The organism is Rhodanobacter sp. B2A1Ga4 (genome assembly GCF_018101315.1).
GTDB lineage: Bacteria > Pseudomonadota > Gammaproteobacteria > Xanthomonadales > Rhodanobacteraceae > Rhodanobacter > Rhodanobacter thiooxydans_A.
The window spans coordinates 1-16,646 of sequence record NZ_JADBJR010000003.1 but is presented as its reverse complement, the minus strand read 5'-3'; the positions used below and the strand labels follow the sequence as shown (position 1 = coordinate 16,646).

Sequence of the window (16,646 nt, the reverse complement as noted above, 5' to 3'; positions counted from 1 at the left end):
CGCAGGATCGTCGTTTGTCCCGCCCTTTGCCCGCCGAAAGCCATCGGACCGGTACCACTCGAAGCTAGAATCAGCCTGTTCGCTCCGGTGATGCGGGCGATGGAGAAAGATGTGAGCCACACGATCCAGCCGCGCCTGACCCAGGTATTCCGCTTCGTGCGCTGCAGCTACGCCGATGGCGTGGCCGAGTTGGCGTATGCGTTCGACGATGGCGAGGAACTGGTCGAGCGCATCCGTTTCCCGCAGGCGCCGGCGCTGCCGGCCGCGCGTGCGGCGGCGTTCGACGCCGCCTTGAAGCTGCTGCACCTGATCGCCGGCGTCAGCTACTACAAGGCCGGCGTGCCGCCGCAGATCGAGCTGGCCGATGGCCCGCTCGACGATGCCACCGCCGAGCTGCTGGACCAGCTGTACCTGCATGGCCTGGCCGAGTTTGCCTACCGCAACGGGTTGGATCTGCGTGGTCGGATCGCGTTCCCTCGCGGTGGCAGTGCGCCCTCGGTCGGCGCGCTCGATCTGCCTAGGCGCACCCTGGTGCCGATCGGCGGCGGCAAGGATTCGCTGGTGGCGGTGGAGGCGATCAAGGCCATCGGCCGCGAGGCGACCGCGGTGTGGGTCGGCAATTCCGCGCTGATCGCGGCCTGCGCCGAACGCACCGGGCTGCCCACGCTGAACATCCAGCGCGAGCTGGCGCCGGGCCTGTTCGAGCTGAACCGGCTGGGCGCGTGGAACGGGCATATCCCGGTGACCGCGGTGAACTCGGCGATCCTCGCCGTGGCGGCGATCCTGTACGGCTACGATTCGATCGCCTTTGCCAACGAACGCTCCGCCTCGGCCGCCACGCTGGAATACGACGGCCAGCAGGTGAATCACCAGTGGAGCAAGAGCCTCGCGTTCGAGCGCCTTCTGGGTGACTGGCTGCACAGCCACGTCGCCGCCGACCTCGACTACTGCTCGCTGCTGCGACCGTATTCGGAGCTGGCGATCACCCGCGCGTTCGCGAAGCTGACGCCGTACTTCGACGTGTTCTCCAGCTGCAACCGCAACTTCAAGCTGCTCGGCCCGAAGCCGGTCGACCGCTGGTGCGGGCAGTGCCCGAAATGCCACTTCGTGTTCCTGGCGCTGGCACCGTTCCTGCCCAAGCCGCGGCTGCTGGCGATCTTCGGTCGCAACCTGCTCGACGATGAAACGCAGGCCGCCGGTTTCGACGCGCTGCTGGAATACCAGGACCACAAGCCGTTCGAATGCGTGGGCGAGGGCGCCGAGGCGCGCGCCGCGATGTACGCACTGAGCCAGCGGCCGGAATGGCAGGAAGACGCACTGGTCGAACGCTTCCGCAGCGAGATCCTGCCGCAGCTCGATATCGCACAGTTGGCGCTGGAGCCGTGGCTTGAGCCGTCTGCCGAGCATCGCGTGCCGGCACGGCTGCAGGCCGCGCTGGCGGCGATCGGTTGATGCGCTTTACCGACCTGGCCGGTCGCCGCGTGGCGATCTGGGGTTTCGGGCGCGAAGGTCACGCGGTCATCAAGGCCCTGCGCGTGCGGTTGCCAGGTCAGCCGTTGACCTTGTTCTGCAGCGCCGCCGAAGTCGACGCCGCGCGCGCGTTCGATGCCGCGCTCGAGGTTGTCGCCGGCGAACCGGATGCAGCGACGCTGGGCCAGTTCGACGTGGTGGTGAAATCGCCTGGGATCTCAGCCTACAAGCAGGCACTGCTGGCCGCACAGGCGCAAGGCACACAGTTCACCTCAGGCACCGCGCTTTGGTTCGGCGAGAACCCCCATGCCCGCGTGATCGCGGTCACGGGCACCAAGGGCAAGAGCACCACCAGCGCATTGATCGCACACCTGGCGCGCGCACTCGGCGTACGCACTGCATTGGCCGGCAATATCGGCCTGCCGTTGCTGGAGCTGCTCGACCAGCGCGCCGACCTGTGGGTGATTGAGCTGTCCAGCTTCCAGACCGGCGAAGCCGGCCCGCTGGAACTGGGCGTGATTACCAGCCTGTACGAGGAACACCTGGACTGGCACGGCTCGCGCGAGCGCTACGTGGCGGACAAGTTGAAGCTGGCTGACGTGTCGCGCCATCTGCTGGTGAACGCCTTGCAGCCGAATCTGCTGGCCCTCACCGGCTCACATCCGCAGCGCCTGCTGTTCGGCCAGGCCGAAGGCTGGCACGTTGCAGGCGAGGTCATCTGCCGCGGCACGCAACAGGTATTCCCCGTGGCGCAACTGGCCGCGCCCGGCCTGCACAACGCCTTGAACGCCTGCGCCGCGCTGGCTGCGCTGGAGGTGATCGGCATGGATGCGCTGGCCGCCGCGCCTTCACTGGCAAGCTTCCGCCCGCTGCCGCACCGCCTGCAACCGCTGGGCGAGCACGACGGCTGGCACTGGGTCAACGACTCGATCAGCACCACGCCACTGGCCACGCTGGCCGCACTGGAAAGCCTGTACGGTCGCGCGGTAACCGTGCTGGTCGGCGGCCACGACCGCGGGCTGGACTGGACGCCGTTCGTCGAGGTGATGCGCAACACCCCGGCGCACGCGATCGTCTGCATGGGCAGCAACGGCGCACGCATCGCCGAAGCCTTGCGCGCAGCAGGCATCGCCTGTCCGTTGACGCTGGTCGACAACCTGGCAGCGGCGGTCGCCGAGGCCAGGGCCTGCACTCCCGCCGCGGGCGTGATCCTGCTTTCGCCAGGAGCGCCCAGCTTCGATCAGTTCAAGGACTATGCGGAGCGGGGGCGGCGGTTCAGCGCGTTGGCAGGGTTTGATTCGGCCGGGATCGCCAGCATCGACGGGCTGGGTATCGAGGGAGCGCAGGGCGGCTGAATCCCTGCACAGGCTGCTGTCGGCGACTCATCCCGGGAAAGCCACAAAACCTGCCGCTGCCGGGCCGATACCTCACGCAGGGTAGGCACGCTGTGCTCCCGCTGATTTCCCGTCCCATACATGCCGCCTGGCCACGCGCCAGCAAGGATGAGTCGCCATGAAATTTTGCATCGCTGCGCTTGGACTGCTGGCGCTGTGCACCAGCGTGCAGGCGAAGACACCGGTCTGGCAGCCTGCTGCCGGGCACACGCAGGTATCGATATGGCCGGGTGCGGCGCCGGATCTGCAGCCGGTGCCCGGGCCGGAAACGGCGACGGTGAGCGAGAAGCTGCTGGCGGGCAAACCGGTGACGGCGGTGACCAATGTCACGCGGCCCACCATGACGGTGTATGCGCCCACAGGGAAGAATACGGGCGCGGCGGTTGTCGTGATTCCCGGCGGCGGTTTCCAGATCCTTGCCATCGACCTGGAAGGCACCGAGACCTGCGACTGGCTGACCTCGCGTGGCATCACCTGCGTGCTGCTGAAGTATCGCGTGCCGAGCCTGCCTTACGACTGGAAGTGCGATTGCCGTCCGCACAACTTCGCCTTGTCGGTGTCCTCGTTGCAGGATGTGCAGCGGACGATGCGGCTGGTGCGTTCGCAAGCCGCCGCGCTGCACGTCGACCCGCACAGGATCGGCGTGCTGGGCTACTCGGCCGGCGGTTTCCTGGTGGCGGAAATCAGCACGAACTTCGATCGTCACCTGTATGCGCCGGTGGATGCAGCCGACCGGGAAAGCGCGCGACCGGATTTCGCCATGCCGATCTATCCGGGACATCTCGCCACGGATGATGACAAGTTGAATCCCAACGTGCCGGTCTCCAGCAAAATGCCACCGACGTTTCTGGTTCAGGCGGAAGACGATTACGTGGATGGCGTGAATCAGTCGCTGGTCTACTACACCGCACTGGCGAAGGCGAAGGTGCCGGCGGAAATGCACCTGTATGCGCATGGTGGCCATGCCTTCGGTTTGCGTCCCACCGCGAACCCGATCACCGGCTGGTCGAAGCTGGCCGAAGCGTGGCTGCACACGATCGGCATGGTGCAGGACTGAGCATGGTCGGGCGCGCATGTCCGTCCCGGGTGTGTAGCAGGCGGATTCAGCGCGCGTAGCGTGCGGGTGGCTCGTTGACGCTTGAACCGGTGTCGAGCCTGATGTGCTGGCGCAGCCATGCGGCGAATTCGGCTTCAGCCAGGCTGCCTTCGGCGAGGGCGAGATACTGCGGATACAGCTCAAGGTCATCGGCAGCCAGGACACCCCCATTGAGCATGATGAAGGTTTCGCAAGCCACGGCCGCCGTGCGCTTGTTGCCGTCGACAAAGGGGTGATTGCGGGCCAGGCCGAAGGCGAGACTGGCGGCCAGGTCGGCAAGATCAGGCGGCGGATCGCCATAGGCATGCGCTTGCTGGGGGCGGGCTAGCGCCGAGTCCAGCAGGTGTTCATCGCGCACGCCGATGCCGCCGCCATGTTCGGCCAACTGGCGTTCGTGGATCGCGATGGCGAGTGGTCGTTCGATCCAGATGATCATGTTCATCTGCCTATTGCGCCAGCTTGTGCAACAAGGTGCGCCGCTTGCGCATCACTTCCTCGGCCACTTCCATCTGCCTGGCCAGGGTGGGGTCGTAGGTGGTGAGGCGGATGCCGTCGGGGGTTTCCAGGGCGAACAGTTCGTCGCCTTTTTCCAGGCGCAGGCGGGCCAGCAGTTCGCGCGGCAGGATGACGCCGGCGGAGTTGCCGATGGTGGTGATCTTCAGCTTCATGGCAGTCTCCGAGGTTTGTTATAACGTATGTTATACATTGGGAGATGGCTTGGGCGCAACGCCCGTGACGTTGCGGGTTATGCTCCTTCCCCTGCCTGCGCAGACCCGGCCAGCGAAACGGGAAGGGAGAAAACATGAAGCCGACAGATCATCCGGATGGCGAGACCGCGTCAGCGAAGATCACCCGGCGGATTCAGGAGCTGGGGGATTGGCGGGGCGAGATGCTCGCACGTGTCCGCCAGCTTATCCACGAAGCCGACCCCGGGATCCAGGAGGAGTGGAAATGGGCCAAGCCGACGTCAGGGGGAACGCCCGTGTGGTCGCATGACGGCATTGTCTGCACCGGGGAGTCGTACAAGCAGTATGTGAAGCTGACCTTCGCCCGCGGTGCCGCCATCAGCGATCCGAAGAAGCTTTTCAACGCCAGTCTGGAAGGGAACGCGCGGCGTGCGATCGACTTGCGCGAAGGCGAGCAGGTCAACGCCACTGCCTTCAGGCAACTCATCCGCGCCGCGGTGGCGGCCAATGGCGCAGCGCTTGCCCAGCGGGCAGCCAGGAAGAAGTAGGTCCTGGTTGCCGGCCGGTTTTCTGGCGGAGTCGCCTGTGGCCACAACCGCTCGAGCACCACGCAAAAGGGCCGCACTTGCATGCGGCCCTTCGTTTTCAGCGGTGGCAAACGTCTACCAGATCTTTACCCGGTCCTTCGGCGCCAGGTACAGCTTCTCGCCCGGCTTCACGTCGAAGGCGGGATACCACTGGTCAAGGTTGCGCACGGTTTCGGCGCGGAAGTCGCCGGGCGCGTGCACGTCGGTGGCCAGGCGCTGGCGCAGGGCGGCGTCGCGGATCTTGCCGCGCCAGGTCTGGCCGAAGGCGAGGAAGAAGCGCTGGTCGCCGGTCAGGCCGTCGATCACCGGGGCGGGCTTGCCGCCGAGCGACTTGTGGTACGCGAGGTAGGCGATGGTGAGGCCGGAGACGTCGGCGATGTTCTCGCCCAGGGTCTGCTCGCCGTTGACGTGCAGGCCGGGCAGCGCCTCGTACTGGTCGAACTGTTTCGCCAGTTGCTGGCCGGCGGCCTTGAAGTGGGCCAGGTCTTCCGGCGTCCACCAGTTCGCCAGGCGGCCTTCGGCGTCGAACTCCGCGCCCATGTTGTCGAAGCTGTGGCTGATCTCGTGGCCGATCACCGAACCGATCGCGCCGTAGTTGGCGGCGGCATCGGCATGCGGGTCGAAGAACGGCGGCTGCAGGATCGCGGCGGGGAAGTTCAGCGCGTTCTGCAGCGGCAGGTTCAGCGCGTTGACGGTTTGCGGGGTCATCCACCATTCGCCCTTGTCGACACGCTGGCCGAGCTTGGCGCGCTGGTGTTCGTACTCGAACTTGTCGGCGCGCAGGTGGTTGCCGAGTGCGTCGTCGGCACGGATCTGCAATGAGCTGTAGTCGCGCCAGCTGTCGGGGTAGCCCACGCCGACGCGCAGGGTGGCGAGCTTGGCCTTGGCCTTTTCGCGCGTGGCCGGGGTCATCCAGCTCAGCGTGTCGATGCGGTCGTTGAAGGCAGCGATCAGGTTCTTCACCAGCTGCTCGATTTCCGCCTTCGACGACGCCGGGAAGTAGTGCTTGACGTAGAGCTGGCCCACCGCGTCGCCGAGGTCGCCGCTGGTGGCGCCGACCGCACGCTTCCAGCGCGGCTGCTGCTGCGGCGTGCCCTGCAGGGTGCGACCGTAGAAGTCGAAGCTGAGGTCGGCATAGGCCTTCGGCAGCAGGCCGGCGCTCTGGTTGATGGTGTGGAACAGCAGCAGGTCCTTCCACGCCTGCAGCGGCTCACTGGCGGTCAGCGCCGACAGGCCGGTCACCGCATTCGGCTGCCAGGTGTCGATCTGCTGCTGGCCGTCCAGGCCGGCGGCCTTGAAGTAGCCGGCCCAGTCGAGGCCCGGCGCCTTCCGCGCGAAGTCGGCCATGCGCCAGAGGTTGTTGGCCTTGTGGATGTCCTGGCTGTCGAGCAGGTCCGTCTGCGCCTTCGCGATCTTCGTCTCCAGATCGAGGACGGTTCTTGCCTTGGCCGCTGCGTCGGCGATGCCGGCCTGCTTCAGCAGGACGCCGATGTAGGTCAGGTACTTGCCGCGCGTTGCCAGCATGTGCGGGTCGCTGGACAGGTAGTAGTCGCGGCTGGGCATGCCCAGGCCGCCCTGCAGCAGATAAGCGATGTTGTGCGAGGGATCTTCCAGCCCCTGCGTCACGAACAGGCCGAACAGGTTCTGGGTGTGAAAGTGGGTGGCGTTGATCGGGTCGACGTCGGCGCGCAGGCGGCTGCCCAGCACGCGGGCGAGGTCCTCGCGCGAGCTGATCGCGTCGATCTGCGCCAGCTCCGGCTTGAGCGGGGCCAGGCCATGCTGCTCGATGGTGGCGGTATCCATCCACGCTGCGTAATAGTCGGCGATCCTGCGCGCGTTGCTGCCGGTGGGCGGGTGGCCGGCACTGGCGTTGCGGATCAGCTCGGCGGTGTCCTTCTCGGCCCGTTCGAACACCTTGAGGAAGGTGCCGGTGCTGGAGCGATCGGCGGGAATCTGCGCGGTCTTCAGCCACTGGCCGTTGGCGTAGCGGAAGAAATCGTCGCCCGGCTTCACGCCATGGTCGATGCCGGCCAGGTCGATGCCGGAAGGCGGGCTGGCCGGTGTCGCCGCCCATGCCGCAGGGCTGCACAGGATCGCCGTCGCCAGTACCCATCGGATGCGTTGCATGGTGGTTCCTCGGTCTTTGGAAACGTCCACGATAGTCCGCTGCGGCGGCCTTGTGGGCATGACCTATGGACTACGCCGGCAGGTCAGCATTGCCCGCGGCAGCTATTTCTCTATGCGGTAGTTGAGGCTGGCACGGCTGAATTCGGTGGCCTGCTGCGCCTCGAAGTTCCAGCGCTTGCTGAGGCGGTAGCGCAGGGTGATCACCTCGCCCGGCTCGAACAGGCCCACGCCGTAGCTGAGGTACAGCCGCGGCGACAGGTACTTGCCCACGGTGAACGCCGAGCTGCCGCCGAGCGCCGCGTTGCTGGACACGCCGACATCGTCCACGCCCAGCTTCGCACCGATGCTTTTGGCCAGCAGGTTACCGGCGGCCGAGCCGAGCGCCTGCGCGGCCGCGCCCACCATGTCGCCTTCGCCGCCCTTCACCTGCGACAACGGCTTGCCGGTGACCAGGTAGGACAGCGCGTCGGACTGCTCCATCACCGGATTGGAGAACACGGTGAGGATCGGTCGCTGCGCGGTGCCGGAAACCAGCAGGCCGACTTCCTGGCCTTCGTCGATGGTGGCGTTCGGGTTGAGCTTGCGCACCGCGCGGATGTTCAGGCCCGGGTTGTCGATCGGCGTGCTGGCGAACAGCAGCTGGCCGCGCTGGATCTCCAGGTTCTGGCCGTAGGCCTTGTAGGTACCGTTGACGGTGAGCTGGCCTTGCCCGATGGTGGCGCGGCCCGGGCGTTCGATCACGGTCAGCGTGCCGCCGACGCGGCCATCCAGGCCCATGCCAACGACATGTGTCTTGCGGCCGAGATCGACCTTGACCACGGCGCTCAGTGGCAGCTTGCTGGCGGCTTCCTGCTGCTGTTTCGCATCGACCACCACCACGTCGGGCGAAGGCCGGGTGGCGCCGGTGCCGGACAGTTTATCCGCGTTGATGTCGGCGCTGTCGATGCCGAGCGCGCCGCCGATGTCGATGCCGTTGGCGTCCTGCTTCACGGTGAGGTCGGGCGAGATCACCACCTTGGCGGTGGGGATGTCGGCGGCGGTGAACTGGCTGCCCTTGAGTGTCAGATGCGTTTGCGCACCGGTGCCGAGGCCGGCGCTACCGTCGATGGCCAGCGCGCCGGCCCCCGACGTCAGCTGGCCGTGGATCAGGAACTGCCGCGCATCGGCGGTGCTGATCGTGAGCTGGCCTTTGCTCAGCTTGAGTCCGGCTGAAGGCAGCTCGGCGGCAAGACCGCGTACGTCAGCCTGGCCGCTGATCGCCGGTTGCTTGAGCGTGCCGGTGAAACGGAAGTTGCCGTCGATGCCGCCCTTGACGTTGGCTACCTCGCTGCTGAACAGCTCGATGAAGGCGAGCCTGTTCAGGCGCAGGTTGAGCTGGCCGCCCAATGCCTGCCGCGCGCCGGTGAGCGTGACCTGACCGTCGATGCGACCGCCGTCGTCGAGACCGCCATGCACCTCGATGCGCTGGCTGGCGGGTGCGAGGTCGGCGGTCAGACGCAGCTGGTCGTAGCGCAGCAGGGGCTCGTCGGCATGGTCGATGTAGCTGATGCTGCCTTGTGTCGAGCTGATCGACGCGTTGCCGCTGAGCGCACCGGCGGCGCTGCGATGGATCCTGCCGCTGCCTTCGATGCTGCCGTCGGCCTGTATCGGCAGGTCGGCGTTGCCGCTGGCGTTCAGCAGCAGCGCCAGCGGCAGCGCCTGCAGCCGGTAGCTGGCGTCGAGGTTACCGCGTTTGTCCCGTTGTGCAGTCACGCACAGCTGCGGGTCGCCGGCGCTCAGGCACAGTTCGGACAGGCCCATCGCCCCGGCGTTGTAACTGAGCCGGGCGGGTTGCCGCAGGTGCCAGCCGGGCATGCCCTGTGGTTCCAGGTCGAGCGTGGAGAGCGTGCCGTTCCACGCCGCTCCCTTCAGTGCACCGTGCAGGGCGAGCGAGCCGGAGATCTGGCTGCCACGGGCCTCGACATCAAGCCGATGGTCGCCCTGGCTGCCTTCGGCGAGCAGGTGGAGCTGCTGGAACTGCAGGCCCTGCAGGTACGCGCCGCGGGTTTGCAGATCCAGCTTGCCGGCCGGACGGCTGATGTCGGGGATGCCGACGATCAACTGCAGCGCGTCCACTTTCTGTTGCTGCCAGGCCAGCGACTGGCCGTGCAGCTGGCCGTTGAGGCTGAGCCCGGGCTGCCTGCCACGGATGTTGAAATGGCCGTCCAGACGTCCGCCGGCATCCGGCAGCCAGTCGCCCAGCGAGGCGATCGCCAGCTGCAGGTCGGCGTCGTTGCTGGCGCCGGGGCGGGCTGCCAGTTTCACCGTGCTGCCGCCGGAGGCGAGCTCGAGCTGGCCGTCGATCACCTCGCCGGGCGACAGGTGCAGTTTGCCGTGGCCGCCGATCGCGCGCTCGCGCAGCTTGCCCGTCAGCTGGCGGATCTCCAGCGTGACATCGGCGCCATTCTTCGGCAGGCTGCCGCTGCTGGCGATGTCGAAATCCAGCGCGCCGTTCCAGCCGGCGAACAGCTGGCCAGGGTCGAACTGGTCGGCGGTGGCCGCGGCCCGCCATGCCAACACTGGCTGCAGGGTCAGCGTGCCGTGCGCCTGCAGGCCGCCTTGTGCCTGTTTCAGTTGCAGCGTGTGCAGGATGACCTGTTGCAACGTGCCGTCGAGGTTCAACGCCAGCTTCGCAGGTTTGCCCGGAGGACCGATGTCGACGTCGCCTTCGGCGTGGTATTTGTCGGCGCTACCGCTGGCCTTGAGCGCGCCGCGGCTGGCCATCGCCTGTCCGGCCAGGTCCGCCGGCAACAGCAGGTCGTTCCAGCGGATGTCCAGCGTCGCGCTGAGCGGTGTGGCGGCGAGCTGCACGGTGCCGCTGGCTTCCATGCTGCCCTTGACCTGCGGCGAGCCCAGCCTGAGCTGCTGCAGGTCGAGCGTGGCGTAGTCGTGGCTGAATTGCGCGCGCAGCGGCTGCAGCAGCAACTGGTAGCCGTTGAGACCGAGCCGGCCGTCGAGCGTGCCGCCGTAGCGGTCGCCGTGCCCCTGCACGGCGATCGCCAATGCCTTCAGCGAGCTGTCGCCAAGCAGCGGTTTCGGGTCGAAGCGCGGCGCGTCGAGCTGGCCGGTCCAGGCGTAGTCGCCGGATTGGGTCAGGTCCACCTGCAGTCGGGCCACGGCCGGCGCAGTGAGCCGGAGGTCGAGGCGCGCCCGCGTGCCATCGCTGTGCGCGTCGAGGCTGCCGGCATAGTCGGTGTCGCCGATCTTCCAGGCGAAGGCGGCCTTGCCGTTGCCCTGGTATGGCGTGCCGATCGCCAGCTTGCCGTCGAGGCTGGCGTGGCCGTCGGGTGCCTGCAGCACAAGCTGGCGCAGTTCGATGCCGCGGTCGGTCCAGCTGCCGGCCAGGTCGAGCCGGCTGGAGGCGAACAGCGGCTGGCCGTCCCGCGTCAGCTTCACCGTGCCCACGTGCACGCGATCGAGGATCAGCTCGATCGGTGGCTGCAGCGAGAAGTTGCCGGAGCTGGAGCTGTCGTGCGGCGCAGGCTTGGGCAGTGCGATCTCGACGCCGTCGACATCCAGCGCGAGTACATGCAGACGCATGGCCAGCAAGGGCCAGAAGCGCAGATCCAGATGCGCCTTGGCCACGGTCGCCACGGTGCCCTTGCCGTTGTCGTAGCGCACGCCAGCCAGGTCCAGCGGACCAAGCAGGCGGCCTTGCGCCTGTTGTACCTGCAGCGCGCCGTTGGCGGCGGCCTGGGCCCGCGCCAGCGCGAAGCGCAGGCCGGAACCGGTGCCGAGCAGCCACCACAGTGCCGCTGCCAGCACCAGCAACAAGATGGCGAACGCGATCGCGATGCGCTTGAGCCACTGCATGCCGTCAGCCTGCTCCATCGTTGGTTTCTGCCAGGGAGAAGCCGGGAAGAGGGGATGCAGTATTGACGAAGAGCGACCCCTCCCCGACCCTCCCCTGCGTTGCAGGGGAGGGAGGAGGACGGGAGCTGGCCGATGCCGTCTTCATCACAGATCCGGTCCGATCACCAGGTGCAACTGGATGCCGTGTGCGCGATCGTCATGGATCGGCGTGCCAAGGTCGAGGCGGATCATGCCTACCGGCGAGCGCCAGCGCAGGCCCAGGCCGGCGCCGATCTTCGGCCGGTAGTCGGTGCCGCTGAACGCGTTGCCGGCGTCGACGAAGGCGGCCATGCCCCAGTTGCGCGTGAAGTAGTGCTCGACCTCGGTGCTGGCGACCAGCAGGTGGTGGCCGCCGATCACCCGATCGGCGCTGTTGCGCGGGCCGATAGACTGGTAGCCGTAGCCGCGCACCGAGCGGTCGCCGCCGGCGAAGAAGCGCAGCTGCGGTGGCAGTGCGGCGAAGTCGTCGGTCCAGGTGATGCCGGCGCTGCCGCGCAGGATCAGCCGGTTGCGCTGGCGCGCGCCGAATGCGCGGATCCATTTCGCGTCGGCGGTCAGTTCGCTGAAGCTGGCGTCGGACAGCAGGCTGCCGGCGGTACTGCGCGCGGCCACGCTGAGCAGCCAGCCGCGGCGCGTGAAGTCGGGGTTGTCGGTCTGCTTGCGGGTCAGGGCGGCCTCGCCGAACACCAGCGTGCTGTGGCCGTGCTCGATGCCGGGCGCGTTGTCCGGTTCGTTGCCGCGCTTGCCCACGGTGAAGGTGCCGGACAGCACATGCACGCCCAGGGTGCGGGTCCAGCCGTGCCACTGGCGGGTCTCGTTGCCGACCAGTTCCAGCGTGCGCGATTGCGAGGTGGCAGTGTTGGCGTCGCGGAAGTTAGCGCCGACGTTGTAGCTGCGCTGGTTGTCGCCGGGCAGCGGGATCGAGTACAGCGTGGACAGCGTTTTCAGTTTCTGCGCCACCACCAGTTCGTTCTTCCACTTGTGCCCGCGCCGGTTGACCCAGCGCCGCTCCATCCCGCCGCGCACGCCGAAGCCGGTGTCGGTGCCGATGAACGGGCCGCCGGTATAGACCGTGCGCTTGGCCGGCGCCAGCTGCACGGTGACGTCGACCACGCCGTTCTGCGCCTGGTCCACGTTCGGCTGCACGTTGACCACCGCGAAGTAGTCGGCGCCGTTCAGCGCTTGCTGCAGTTCGAGCAACTGGGCCTGCGAGAAGTAGTCGCCGGACTTGAACGGCACGTAGCGGTCGAGGAAACCCTCGTCGAACTGCCCGCCGTCGAAGTGCACCCGGCCGTAGCGATAGCGCGGCCCCGCCTGCCAGGCCAGCTTGATCGCCGCGCTGTGGTTGGCGCGGCTGACTTCGACCCGATGGGTGAGCAGGCGGGCGTCGAGGAAGCCGTTGGCGGTGAGCTGCGCGCTGAGTGCGTCGCGTGCTGCGTCGTAGGCGCCGTGGTCCAGCGGCTTGTCCCTGAGCCGTTCGATCGCGCGTTTCGCGCGGCGCAGCGGGGCGAGCTGCGCCGCCTCCTTGTCCAGTTGCACGTCGACCGAGGTGACCTTGACCGGCTCGCCCGGCTGCACGTGCAGGGTCACCCGCCAGTCCTTGCCGACCTGCTGCAGCTCGCCGGTGACGCTGACGTCGTAGTAGCCGTACGGCTGCAGCGCGGACTGCAGCTGGCCGGGAGCGCGTTCGTACAGGCGCCGCAGCTGGGCCGCGCTGACGTCGCGGGTGGCGTATTGCGACAGCTCCACGCCGGCGATCGCCGCCGACTTCAGTGGCTCGGCAATGCCATCCACCAGCAGCTGCACGCCGGCATGCGCTTGCGCTGCGGACAGCAGCAGAAGCAGCAGGCTCAGGCGTCGGGGAAGGCGGCGCATGCGTGGGGTTCCGTCCTCGGATCGTTTTCTGGTTCGAGGCAGAGCTTAACCAACCCGGTGTTGGCTCCGTATGAAGCCTGCTGGATCGGCAGGCAGCGGGACCAGCATCACGTGCGCGCCTCGCTGATGCGGCCGTGCCGCATCAGCCGGTCTTGTCGCCGGACTTGTGCGCGATCCACGCGCCGATCACCGCCGAGACGTACGGGATCGACTGCGCGGCGAGGATGAACATCCACAAGGTGCCTTCGATGTAGCGCGTGCCGTAGCCCAGCGCCATGCCGACGATGCACAGCATCAGCGCCACCGCCATCAGTCCTTCCTCGCGCACCGGGGCGAACGCGGCGAAACTGCTGCCGCCCATGCGCCGGCTCTTGGCGGTGACCACGAACGAGGTCTTCTGGCGGGTCAGCCCGTGCAGGATGCCGCGGGCGATCGCGTGCGACAGGCCCATGCTGGCCAGCGAGGCCATCAACGTGTCGTACCAGCTGCACGGCACGCGGGCGCGGTACAGCACGATGCCGAAGATCGCCTTGGCGAAGAAGAAGCCAATCACCGGGATCAGGAACAGCTGCATCGGCAGGCTGAAGTACTGCGGGAAGGCGATCATGCCCGCGGTCCAGAACAGCGCCATCAGGGTGAAGACCAGGTGCAGCGCGTCGGCGAACCAGCTGAACCAGCCGGTGAGGAAGTGGAAGCGCTGACCGGCGGAAAGCGGCCCTCGCTGCGTCATCCAGTTCCAGCGGCCCTTGAGGATCTGCATCGCGCCGAACGCCCAGCGGTAGCGCTGGCTCTTGTACGCCTTGAAGTCGGCCGGGGTCAGCCCCTTGCCCATCAGCTCGTCGACGTAGACCAGCTCGTAGCCGGCATGCATCAGGCGCAGGCCGAGCTCGGCGTCCTCGCAGATGGTCCACTCGGACCAGCCGCCGGTACCTTCCAGCGCGCTGCGCCGGACCATGGTCATGGTGCCGTGCTGGATGATCGCGTTGCGCTCGTTGCGGTGGTGCATGCCGATGCGGAAGAAACCGTCGAACTCCCACGCGGTCATGCGGCGGAAGCGGTTGTGCTCGAAGTCGCGGTGCGCCTGCGGGCACTGCACCACGGCCACCTTCGGGTCGTGGAAATGGCCGGTGAGGGTGGCCAGCCAGTCCGGCCGCACCACGTAGTCGGCGTCGATCACCGCCACCACGTCGGCCTCGGGCGCGGTTTCCTTCAGGCCGAAGTTCAGCGCGCCGGCCTTGAAGCCGGGCCACGGTTCCAGGTGGAAGAAGCGGAAGCGCTTGCCCAGCTTCTCGCAGTACTCCTTCACCGGGCCCCACACCGCCGGGTCCTTGGTGTTGTTGTCGATCACCAGCACTTCGTAATTGGCGTAGTCGAGCTCCGCCAGCGAGTCCAGCGTGACCTGCACCATCTCCGGCGGCTCGTTGTAGCAGGCCAGGTGGATCGACACGAACGGCTGCTTTTCTGGCGGGTCGGGCCGCAGCATGCCGGCCTCGCGGATCCACTCGCGCCGCCACAGCACCTCGGTGAACTCGAAGCCGTTGATCAGCAGGATGGCGAGGATGGCGATCTGCGCCGGGAACAGCAGCACCAGCATCGTCCAGTCCACCCAGCTCAGGTAGAAGTTGAACGGCAGCGTGGCCGACCACACGATCAGGCCGCAGGCCAGCTGGATCAGCGCGGCGAAGAAGAACCGCCCCATCAGCTTGAAGCGGCTGAAGCGGCGCGCGAAGAAGATCATCGGCAGCAGCGCCAGCAGGCTCGCCGCCAGCGCCTTCCATGGCCAGCCGGTGTCCTCGGTGACCGGGCCGGTCAGCGGAAATTTCAGCTGGCGGTCGGCATTGAACATGCCCCAGTACGCGCCGGTGCGGCCTTCGCCCAGCGCTTCCTTCCATGGCTGGTCGAAGGCTTCGAGCAGGAAGTAGTCGATGTGTTCGAGCTTGGCCGCGTTCATCCAGTCGCGGATGAAGATCGCCTCATTGGACACCGACGGGTCGGCGTATTCGTGACGGTCGCCGTTCGACGGCCAGCCGATCTCGCCGACCACCACCGGCTTGTCCGGGTAGCGCTGGCGGATCTGGTCGTAGGCACCCAGCGCGGCGGGCACGGCGTCCTTGCGCGCGATGCCGTTCCAGAACGGGAACAGGTGGATGGTGATGAAGTCCACGTGCTGCGCCAGTTCGGGGTACTTCAGCCAGATATAGTCCGGCTCGGCGATCGACACTGGCTGGTGCACGGCGGCGCGCACGCGATCCAGGTAGGCCATCATCTGCTCGGGCGGCAGGTCGTTGCGGAACAGCACCTCGTTGCCCACGATGACGCGGGTGATCGTGTCCGGATAGGCGCGCGCCTTGGCGATCAGCAAATCGATCTCGCGCTCGTTGTTGTCCAGCCGCTTGTCGATCTCGGCGCCGGCCAGCACCGTCAGGCCTTCCTTCTGCGCCAGCCGGTATAGCTGCGGATTCTGCTGCATCGTGTAGGTACGGACATGGTCCGTGTAGCGGTGCAGCAACTTGAGGTCGCCGGCGATCTCGTCGTCGCTGGGATAGTCCTGCTTGAACGGACTCTGGTAGCGCTGGAACACCGACAGCGCGTAGCCGCCGACCTTGCCGTGCCAGTCCTCCGGGCCGCGCGGCAGGTTGCCGTACCACCACAGCCCGATGTTCATCGCGGCCACGATCAGGGCGAGCACGATCGCCGTGAGCAGCGGATACCGGGTGTTGTGGTTTGCTGCGGTGGCGCTCAAAAAAATCCCCGGAGGAAGCCTGCGCAACAGGCGGTACAGCTCGAGGAGCTTAACCAATCCATGGCACCGGGCTCAATAAAGATCGCTGGCCGCGGTCAGCGCAAGGTCAGGCGCGGTGCGGGCCGGACGGCAGCTGGTGCAAAAACGGCAGCTTCCAGGGGGAAGCTGCTGCCGGTTTCCACGCATGCGGACGAGGCGCCGGCCGGCCTACTTCAGCAGCGAGCGCAGCATCCACGCCGTCTTCTCGTGCTCCTTCAGGCGCCCGGTGGCCATGTCGGCGGTGCCGTCGTCGCCGGCGGCATTGGCGGCCTTGAGTGTGTCGCGGGCGGTGGCGGCGGCGACTTCGTGGCCTTCGACCAGCTGGCCCACCATCTCCTTCCACGCCGGCACGCCGGATTCCTCCTTGATCGAGCTGAGCTTGGCGAACTGGCTGTAGGAGCCGGGGGCGAACACGTCCAGCGTGCGGATGCGTTCGGCGACCTCGTCGGCGGCCAGCCACAGTGCGTTGTACTGGGCCTCGAACATGGTGTGCAGGCTGTTGAACTGCGGGCCGGTGACGTTCCAGTGGAAGCTGTGGGTCTTCAGGTACAGGGAATAGGTGTCGGCCAGCAGCCTGGACAGGTGCCTGGCGACCTGTTCGCGATCTTTCCGGGCGATACCGATGGAAATGGCCATGTGCTGCTCCTTCCGGTGAGTTGATGGAGCAACGATAGAGTGTCGGCGGTGACGGGTGAAATGAATCCTTCGAATGTAGTCGATAGCCAGCAACTATCGGGC

At 67.1% G+C, this 16,646-nt stretch carries 11 protein-coding genes; 4 read left to right on the top strand and 7 right to left on the bottom strand.

Annotated elements, in window-relative coordinates; translation table 11 throughout:
- The first annotated feature begins 111 nt into the window (after positions 1-111).
- The 3 genes from murL (at position 112) to IMW82_RS10980 (ending at position 3,921) form a co-directional block, all read left to right on the top strand.
- Complete coding sequence (murL, locus tag IMW82_RS10990) at positions 112-1,452, top strand: UDP-N-acetyl-alpha-D-muramoyl-L-alanyl-L-glutamate epimerase (protein WP_211004458.1); 1,341 nt, start codon at positions 112-114, stop codon at positions 1,450-1,452.
- The gene (murD, locus tag IMW82_RS10985) at positions 1,452-2,825 is read left to right on the top strand and encodes a UDP-N-acetylmuramoyl-L-alanine--D-glutamate ligase (protein ID WP_211004457.1); all 1,374 of its coding nucleotides are present in this window, start codon (positions 1,452-1,454) and stop codon (positions 2,823-2,825) included. The genes murL and murD overlap by 1 nt, the downstream gene beginning before the upstream one ends.
- A gap of 157 nt (positions 2,826-2,982) precedes the next feature.
- Positions 2,983-3,921, top strand: coding sequence for an alpha/beta hydrolase (locus tag IMW82_RS10980; protein WP_244754293.1), 939 nt, complete (start codon positions 2,983-2,985; stop codon positions 3,919-3,921).
- A gap of 46 nt (positions 3,922-3,967) precedes the next feature.
- Here IMW82_RS10980 and IMW82_RS10975 read toward each other — a convergent pair whose 3' ends face one another.
- Together IMW82_RS10975 and IMW82_RS10970 are read right to left on the bottom strand one after the other, a co-directional pair.
- Positions 3,968-4,396 carry a type II toxin-antitoxin system death-on-curing family toxin gene (locus tag IMW82_RS10975; RefSeq protein ID WP_211004456.1) on the bottom strand — a complete coding sequence of 143 codons (429 nt, stop codon included), beginning with the start codon at positions 4,394-4,396 and terminating at the stop codon, positions 3,968-3,970.
- 10 nt (positions 4,397-4,406) lie between these two features.
- On the bottom strand, positions 4,407-4,628 hold the full coding sequence (locus IMW82_RS10970) for an AbrB/MazE/SpoVT family DNA-binding domain-containing protein (protein ID WP_027493385.1): 222 nt from the start codon (positions 4,626-4,628) through the stop codon (positions 4,407-4,409).
- Between the two features lie 134 nt (positions 4,629-4,762).
- On the opposite strand from IMW82_RS10970, the gene IMW82_RS10965 reads away from it, so the two are divergent.
- Positions 4,763-5,194 carry a DUF1801 domain-containing protein gene (locus tag IMW82_RS10965; protein WP_211004455.1) on the top strand — a complete coding sequence of 144 codons (432 nt, stop codon included), beginning with the start codon at positions 4,763-4,765 and terminating at the stop codon, positions 5,192-5,194.
- A 114-nt stretch (positions 5,195-5,308) separates the two neighbouring features.
- On the opposite strand, the gene IMW82_RS10960 is transcribed toward IMW82_RS10965, so the two are convergent.
- From IMW82_RS10960 to IMW82_RS10940, 5 genes are all read right to left on the bottom strand, one after another.
- Complete coding sequence (locus IMW82_RS10960; protein WP_211004454.1) at positions 5,309-7,360, bottom strand: M13 family metallopeptidase; 2,052 nt, start codon at positions 7,358-7,360, stop codon at positions 5,309-5,311.
- 102 nt (positions 7,361-7,462) lie between these two features.
- Entirely contained in the window at positions 7,463-11,212 is a 3,750-nt protein-coding gene (locus tag IMW82_RS10955) for a translocation/assembly module TamB domain-containing protein (protein WP_211004749.1), read from the bottom strand.
- Between the two features lie 144 nt (positions 11,213-11,356).
- A complete protein-coding gene (locus tag IMW82_RS10950; protein WP_211004453.1) occupies positions 11,357-13,126 on the bottom strand; it encodes an autotransporter assembly complex family protein in 1,770 nt (589 codons plus the stop codon).
- A gap of 142 nt (positions 13,127-13,268) precedes the next feature.
- Positions 13,269-15,869 (bottom strand): glycosyltransferase family 2 protein, encoded by a 2,601-nt coding sequence (locus IMW82_RS10945; protein WP_211004452.1) that lies wholly within the window; start codon positions 15,867-15,869, stop codon positions 13,269-13,271.
- 207 nt (positions 15,870-16,076) lie between these two features.
- Positions 16,077-16,544: a Dps family protein gene (locus IMW82_RS10940; protein WP_108472767.1), complete on the bottom strand. Its 468-nt coding sequence runs from the start codon at positions 16,542-16,544 to the stop codon at positions 16,077-16,079.
- Positions 16,545-16,646: the final 102 nt, after the last annotated feature.

Coding starts and splice junctions, on each gene's coding strand:
- IMW82_RS10970 (WP_027493385.1), bottom strand. CDS start 4,628: ATGAAGCTGAAGATCACCACCATCGGCAACTCCGCCGGCGTCATCCTG.
- IMW82_RS10950 (WP_211004453.1), bottom strand. CDS start 13,126: ATGCGCCGCCTTCCCCGACGCCTGAGCCTGCTGCTTCTGCTGCTGTCC.
- murD (WP_211004457.1), top strand. CDS start 1,452: ATGCGCTTTACCGACCTGGCCGGTCGCCGCGTGGCGATCTGGGGTTTC.
- IMW82_RS10965 (WP_211004455.1), top strand. CDS start 4,763: ATGAAGCCGACAGATCATCCGGATGGCGAGACCGCGTCAGCGAAGATC.
- IMW82_RS10940 (WP_108472767.1), bottom strand. CDS start 16,544: ATGGCCATTTCCATCGGTATCGCCCGGAAAGATCGCGAACAGGTCGCC.
- IMW82_RS10955 (WP_211004749.1), bottom strand. CDS start 11,212: ATGCAGTGGCTCAAGCGCATCGCGATCGCGTTCGCCATCTTGTTGCTG.
- IMW82_RS10975 (WP_211004456.1), bottom strand. CDS start 4,396: ATGATCATCTGGATCGAACGACCACTCGCCATCGCGATCCACGAACGC.
- IMW82_RS10980 (WP_244754293.1), top strand. CDS start 2,983: ATGAAATTTTGCATCGCTGCGCTTGGACTGCTGGCGCTGTGCACCAGC.
- IMW82_RS10960 (WP_211004454.1), bottom strand. CDS start 7,360: ATGCAACGCATCCGATGGGTACTGGCGACGGCGATCCTGTGCAGCCCT.